The sequence below is a fragment of the Luteococcus sp. genome (assembly GCF_043424415.1).
Taxonomy (GTDB): Bacteria; Actinomycetota; Actinomycetes; order Propionibacteriales; family Propionibacteriaceae; genus Luteococcus.
In genome coordinates, this window is sequence record NZ_JBHWOO010000240.1 from 1 (window position 1) to 5,711 (window position 5,711).

The 5,711-nt window shown below is 68.2% G+C and carries 5 protein-coding genes; 1 reads left to right on the forward strand and 4 read right to left on the reverse strand.

What is annotated here, in order from left to right; translation table 11 throughout:
* Positions 1–277: 277 nt before the first annotated feature.
* Positions 278–1,576: a nucleotide sugar dehydrogenase gene (locus ACHFFZ_RS13875; protein WP_394277196.1), complete on the reverse strand. Its 1,299-nt coding sequence runs from the start codon at positions 1,574–1,576 to the stop codon at positions 278–280.
* Positions 1,577–2,277: 701 nt separating this feature from the next.
* Between ACHFFZ_RS13875 and ACHFFZ_RS13880 the strand changes: the two genes are divergently transcribed.
* On the forward strand, positions 2,278–2,823 hold the full coding sequence (locus ACHFFZ_RS13880) for an arylamine N-acetyltransferase (protein WP_394277197.1): 546 nt from the start codon (positions 2,278–2,280) through the stop codon (positions 2,821–2,823).
* Positions 2,824–2,898: 75 nt separating this feature from the next.
* On the opposite strand, the gene ACHFFZ_RS13885 is transcribed toward ACHFFZ_RS13880, so the two are convergent.
* Genes ACHFFZ_RS13885 through ACHFFZ_RS13895 form a run of 3 tightly spaced genes read right to left on the reverse strand, consistent with a single transcriptional unit; the run spans position 2,899 to position 5,666 of the window.
* A complete protein-coding gene (locus tag ACHFFZ_RS13885) occupies positions 2,899–3,897 on the reverse strand; it encodes a Gfo/Idh/MocA family protein (RefSeq protein ID WP_394277198.1) in 999 nt (332 codons plus the stop codon).
* Positions 3,898–3,900: 3 nt separating this feature from the next.
* A complete protein-coding gene (locus tag ACHFFZ_RS13890) occupies positions 3,901–4,992 on the reverse strand; it encodes a DegT/DnrJ/EryC1/StrS family aminotransferase (RefSeq protein ID WP_394277199.1) in 1,092 nt (363 codons plus the stop codon).
* A complete protein-coding gene (locus ACHFFZ_RS13895; RefSeq protein WP_394277200.1) occupies positions 4,989–5,666 on the reverse strand; it encodes an acyltransferase in 678 nt (225 codons plus the stop codon). Before ACHFFZ_RS13895 ends, ACHFFZ_RS13890 begins: the two co-directional genes overlap by 4 nt.
* Between the last annotated feature and the right edge of the window lie 45 nt (positions 5,667–5,711).

Here is a 5,711-nt window from a genome sequence, read left to right on the forward strand (position 1 = left end):
GCTCTGTGCACCCCGTCGACGTCCTCGGTCCCCGCGTCGGTGGCGATCAGGGTGACATCCAGGCCATCGGCAGCCAGGGCACAGCATTCCTTGTTGAAGATGCGGTTGTCGCGCGGCGGGTGGGCCGTGGTGAGGTGCAGGAACTTCGTCATCGCTGTCTGCCTTCCGGGCGTGCTGGAACCCGACAAACCTACCGCCTGCGCCCACGGACCGCGCGAGGGAAGAGGAAGGGGCCGCCCCCGCGGTGCGGTGACGGCCCCCATCGGGAGGGTGTGGCTCAGGCCTCGCCGTCGCCGATCACGAAGCGCTTGACGCCCTCCCACTTGGCGGCGTCGGTGCAGTTGCGGCCGTCGACCAGCACCTGCACGCCGGGGAAGTCGGCTGCGCCGAGCTCGCCGAACTCGGGGTGGTTGGCCTGCACGATGACCGCATCGACCTGGTCGCCATCGGTGTGCGGGTTGAGGTCCAGCCTGGCCAGCTCGTCGGCGGTGTACATCGGGTCGCTGACGGTGGCCACCGCGCCGCGGGCGCTGAGCACCTGGAAGACCGGGAAGACGCCACTGAAGGCGGTCTCCTTCACCTTGCCGCGGTAGGAGGCGCCCAGGATGAGCACCTTCTTGCCCTTCAGGCCGCCGAGGGCGCCCTCGACCAGGGTGACGGCATGCTCGGGCATGGTCATGTTGGCCTCGCGCGCGGTGCGCACGATGGTGGCGTCGGGGTCGGTGTAGAGGTACAGGCGCGGGTAGACCGGGATGCAGTGGCCGCCCACGGCGATGCCGGGCAGGTGGATGTGGCTGTAGGGCTGCGAGTTGCTGGCCTTGATGACCTTGTAGACGTCGATGCCGTTCTTCTCGGCGAACTTGCCGAACTGGTTGGCCAGACCGATGTTGACGTCGCGGTAGGTGGTCTCGGCGAGCTTGGCCATCTCGGCGGCCTCGGCGGTGCCCATGTCCCAGACGCCATTGCCCTCGGGCAGGTCGGGGCGCTCATCGAAGTCGAGCACGGCCTCGTAGAAGTCGATGGCCTTCTTGGTGCCCTCCTCCGACAGGCCGCCGACAAGCTTGGGGTACTTGCGCAGGTCGGCGAAGACGCGGCCGGTGAGCACGCGCTCGGGGCTGAAGACGAGGTGGAAGTCCTTGCCCTCGACCAGGCCGGAGAGCTCTTCGACCATCGGCTTCCAGCGGTTGCGGGTGGTGCCGACCGGCAGCGTGGTCTCGTAGGAGATGAGCGTGCCGGGCGTCAGGTGCTCGGAGAAGGACTTGGTGGCGTCTTCCATCCAGGCGAAGTCGGGCTGCCAGGTCTCGTCGTTGACGAAGAGCGGGACGACGATGACGATGGCGTCGATGCCGGGGATCGCCTCGGAGTAGTCGGTGGTGGCCTTCAGGTTGCCCGCGGGCACCAGTTCGGCCAGCTTCTCCCCCAGGTGGGCTTCACCGGGGAAGGGCTCGCGACCCTCGTTGATCGTGTCCACGACGCGCTGCTGCACGTCCACACCGAAGACCTCGTGGCCCTTCGACGCGAACTGGACGGCGAGGGGAAGGCCGATCTTGCCCATCCCGATGACGGCGATCTTCATGGAGGTCCTTTCAGGAGCACGGGGGAAGTGCTGAAGTCTTCCCAGAGCCTACCGCCGCGGGCCGGGGTGCGTGGTAAGGACGCCCCGCATGGTCACTGCCCTCCGGGACACTGCCGGCCGTGGCCAGTGCCGGGATCCGTGCGTGCGTCACGCCCGGGAGTGAAAGTTGACGAGCATTTCCGTGTCACCTGTTCGCGTGACACTGGAAACCCCACATTTGTCCCCTGTTCATGGGACACGGACCCCTTCTTGTCCCCCGACCAAGGGACAAAAAGGGCCTGTTTCATGCATTCCAGCCAAAGTGATCAAGCCTGCAATCACTTTTTCCATTTGAGGCACCCCCTCCGGGCGGGAGTATTGAGTCATCGCCACGGCGGATCGGGGGATCTGCAGGGCAGAGTCCAGTTCGGGGGAACTGGAAGCCACGGAGGCTTCGGGGGAAGCAGCCACGGCACGAGGACATCGCGAGATGGACTCACTCCTGTGAAACATCGGGGGATGGACAACAGGACGGCTCGAAGGCATCGGGGGATGCGACGAGCCACCGCTGCACGAGGATCGGGGGATCCGACGCAGCAGACCATGCGGGCCCGGACGGCATCAGCCTCCGGGCCCGAAGTCTGTCCAGGGCAGGCCATCGCCACAGCGGCGCAATGGGACTCGAGCACCGCTCGCCCTGCACCCACCCCGACAGGAGGACCATGGACATCGCCGAAGACCCGACCGTCCAGGACCCCGGGACCGCACCGGCTGCCCCGAAGACCGTCCCCGATCCTGATTCCCGGCGGCTTCTGCAGCGCTACCTGCAGCGTCTGGGCCTCGACACCACGACGGCCCGGGCACGGGACCGCGCCGCCTCTGGCGGCCGCTCGGCGCTCGGACTGCTCGACGACCAGCGCGGCGGCTACTGCCACGAGCATGCGGCACTGGTGCGCCAGGTGCTCGCGGCCCTGCAGGTGCCCTCCGAGCCCGTGCTGGCCCGCATCCTGCTGCGGCCGAACCCCGAGCTCGGACCGTTGACCCACCAGGCCACCCTCGCCGAGGTGGACGGCAGGCCGGTGCTGGTGGACCCGGGCTTCGGCGCCGGCACCCCGACCGTCGCCCTGCCGTTGGACGATCCCACGCCGCGCAGCACCGTCCACGGCTGGTTCCGGCTGGTTCCGGCCAAGGAGCTGCGCGAGGTCTTCGGGCTGCGGGTCGACGATGCGCTGGTGGCCGCGGCCTGGCAGGTGGCCTCGCGCGACTGAGCGGGAACGGCAGACGGGGGCGGACACCAGGTGGTGTCCGCCCCCGCCATTGTCCCCGCCGGGCCGGGGAAGGGATCAGATGATCTCGACGAACTGGTTCGTCTTCGAGCTCTCGATCATGGCCTCGCACACCTGCACGACGCGAGCGCCCTGCACCAGCGTGACGATGTCCGCGTCCTTGCCCAGCACGGCATCACGGAAGTTCTCGTGCTCGGTGCGCAGCGGCTCGGGCTTCGGGATGGCGAAGCGAGTGACGTCACCCTCGCTGACACCACGGAACTGGGCCAGGTCCTCCCACGTCTCGTGGGCGGTGCCATTGCCGTAGAAGGTCAGGTCGGCGGTCAGGGTGTCTGCGACGAACATGCCCTTCTCGCCGGTGACGATGCACAGCCGCTCCTTGGCGGGGGTCAGCCAGTTGACGAGGTGGTTGCTCATCAGGCCGCCCGAGAGCTGGCAGGTGGCCGAGACCATGTCCTCGTACTGGCGGCCCGACTTGAACATCGAGCGGGCCGCGACCAGTTCGTAGTCGCGCTGGGTCACCCAGGCGGTCAGGTCGATGTCGTGGCTGCCGAGGTCCTTGATGACGCCGACGTCGGCGATCCGGTTCGGAAAGGGTCCCTGGCGGCGGGTGGCCACCTGGTACAGGTCGCCCAGCTCGCCGGCCTCCAGGCGCTTGCGCAGGTTCTGCAGCGCCGGGTTGTAGCGCTCGATGTGGCCGACGGCACCCACCAGGCCCTTCTTGGCGAAGAGCTCCGCCAGACCCTTGGCCGAGGAGGTGTCCTTGGCCAGCGGCTTCTCGATCAGAGCGTGCACGCCGGCCTCGGCCAGCTTGGTGCCGATCTCGTCGTGGTAGACGGTCGGGGCGGCCACGACGCAGTAGTCGAGGCCGAGCGCGATCAGCTCGTCGATGTTCTTCTTGACCTCGAGGTTGCCGGCCACGCCGTGCGGGTCACCCATCGCGTCGGCGACGCCGACCAGCTCGACGCCGTCGATGGAGCGTAGGTTGCGGGCGTGGTGGCGGCCCATCATGCCCAGGCCGATCAGGCCCGCGCGCAGCTTCTTGGTCTCGGCCATGGCTCAGGCACCTGCCTTGGCGAGGCTGTTGACTGCCTCGACGATGCGTTCCAGGTCGCCCTGCTCCAGCGAGGGGTGCACGGGCAGGCTGAGGCACTCCTTGGCGGCCTTCTCCGTCTCGGGCAGTTCGACGGGGCTCTGGAAGGGCTCCAGGCGGTGGTTGGGCACCGGGTAGAACATGCCCGAACCCACCTGGAACTGCTCCTTGAGGGCGGAGGAGAAGCCGTCGCGGTCCTCGGGGACGCGGATCGTGTACTGGTGGTAGACGTGCACCGCACCCTCGGCGACCGGCGGGACGGTGACGCCCTGCAGGTTCTCGTCGAGGAACTTGGCATTGGCCTGGCGCCGGGCCGTCCAGTCGCCCACCTTGGTGAGCTGCACGCGACCGATGGCGGCGTGGATGTTGGTCATGCGGTTGTTCAGGCCGACGACCTCGTTGTGGTACTGCTTCAGCATTCCCTGGTTGCGGTACAGCTGGCAGCGACGCTCCACCTCGGCGTCGGCGACGGTGATCATGCCGCCCTCGCCCGAGGTCATGTTCTTGGTGGGGTACAGGCTGAAGGCGCCGAAGGTGCCGAAGGCGCCCACCGGGGTGCCGTCGAGCGAGGCACCGTGGGCCTGGGCGGCGTCCTCGAACAGCTGCAGGCCGTGCTTGTCGGCGATCTCCTGGAGGGCCTTCATGTTGGCCGGGTGACCGTACAGGTGCACCGGCATGATGCCCTTGGTGCGCTCGGTGATGGAGGCCTCGACGCTCTTGGGGTCCAGGCAGAAGCTGTCGGGGTCGATGTCGGCGAAGACGGGCGTGGCGCCGGTCAGGGCCACCGAGTTGGCGGTGGCGGCGAAGGTGAAGGAGGGCACGATGACCTCGTCACCGGCGGTGATGCCGCTGGCGAGCAGGCCGATGTGCAGGCCCGAGGTGCCGGAGTTCACGGCGACGGCCTTGCGGCCGGGGGTGAACTGGGCGGCGAACTCGGTCTCGAAGTCGGCGACCTCCTGGCCCTGGGCCAGCATTCCGGTGCGCATGACGCGCGCGACGGCCTCGATCTCCTCCTCACCGATCAGCGGCTTGGCGGGCGGAATGAACGACTGGGTCACTTGTTTTCCTCCGTGTTCGCGGCGGCAGAGCCCTCTGCCGTCGAGCTGTTGGGGCCTTCGCCTTCGGCGACGAGGGTCAGGATTTCGTCAGCCTCGACGAAGACGTCACCGGTCTTCTCGTCGAGGAACTTCTTGTTGCCGTCGGCATCGGTGCCGTGCTCGACCAGCGGGAAGCCGGAACGGCCCACCCACTTGATCCGACGGGCGGGGACCCCGGCCACCAGGGCGAAGTCCGGGACGTCCTTGACCACCACGGAACCGGCCGCGACGGTTGCCCAGCGGCCGATCGTGACGGGGGCGACGCAGGTGGCGCGGGCACCGACCGAGCAGCCCTCCTTGAGGGTGACGCCCACGGGCTCCCAGTCGGCGGCGCTCTTCGCGGAGCCGTCCGGGTTCACCGCGCGGGGGAAGTGGTCATTGGTGAGCACGACGGCCGGTCCGATGAAGACGCCGTCCTCGAGGACGGCCGGCTCGTAGACCAGCGCGTAGTTCTGGATCTTGCAGTTGTCGCCGACGTGGACGCCCTCGCCGATGTAGGCACCACGGCCGACGATCACGTTGCGGCCCAGCTCTGCTCCATGGCGCACCTGCGCCAGGTGCCACACCGATGAACCGTCACCGATGGTGACGCCCTCGTCGAGATCGGCGGTGGGTTGAATTCGTACGTTGTTCACGTGGCCTCCACGTCATCGGTTGCTTGGCCAAGGCTATCGCGTCGA

Coding starts and splice junctions, on each gene's coding strand:
- ACHFFZ_RS13875 (WP_394277196.1), bottom strand. CDS start 1,576: ATGAAGATCGCCGTCATCGGGATGGGCAAGATCGGCCTTCCCCTCGCC.
- ACHFFZ_RS13880 (WP_394277197.1), top strand. CDS start 2,278: ATGGACATCGCCGAAGACCCGACCGTCCAGGACCCCGGGACCGCACCG.
- ACHFFZ_RS13885 (WP_394277198.1), bottom strand. CDS start 3,897: ATGGCCGAGACCAAGAAGCTGCGCGCGGGCCTGATCGGCCTGGGCATG.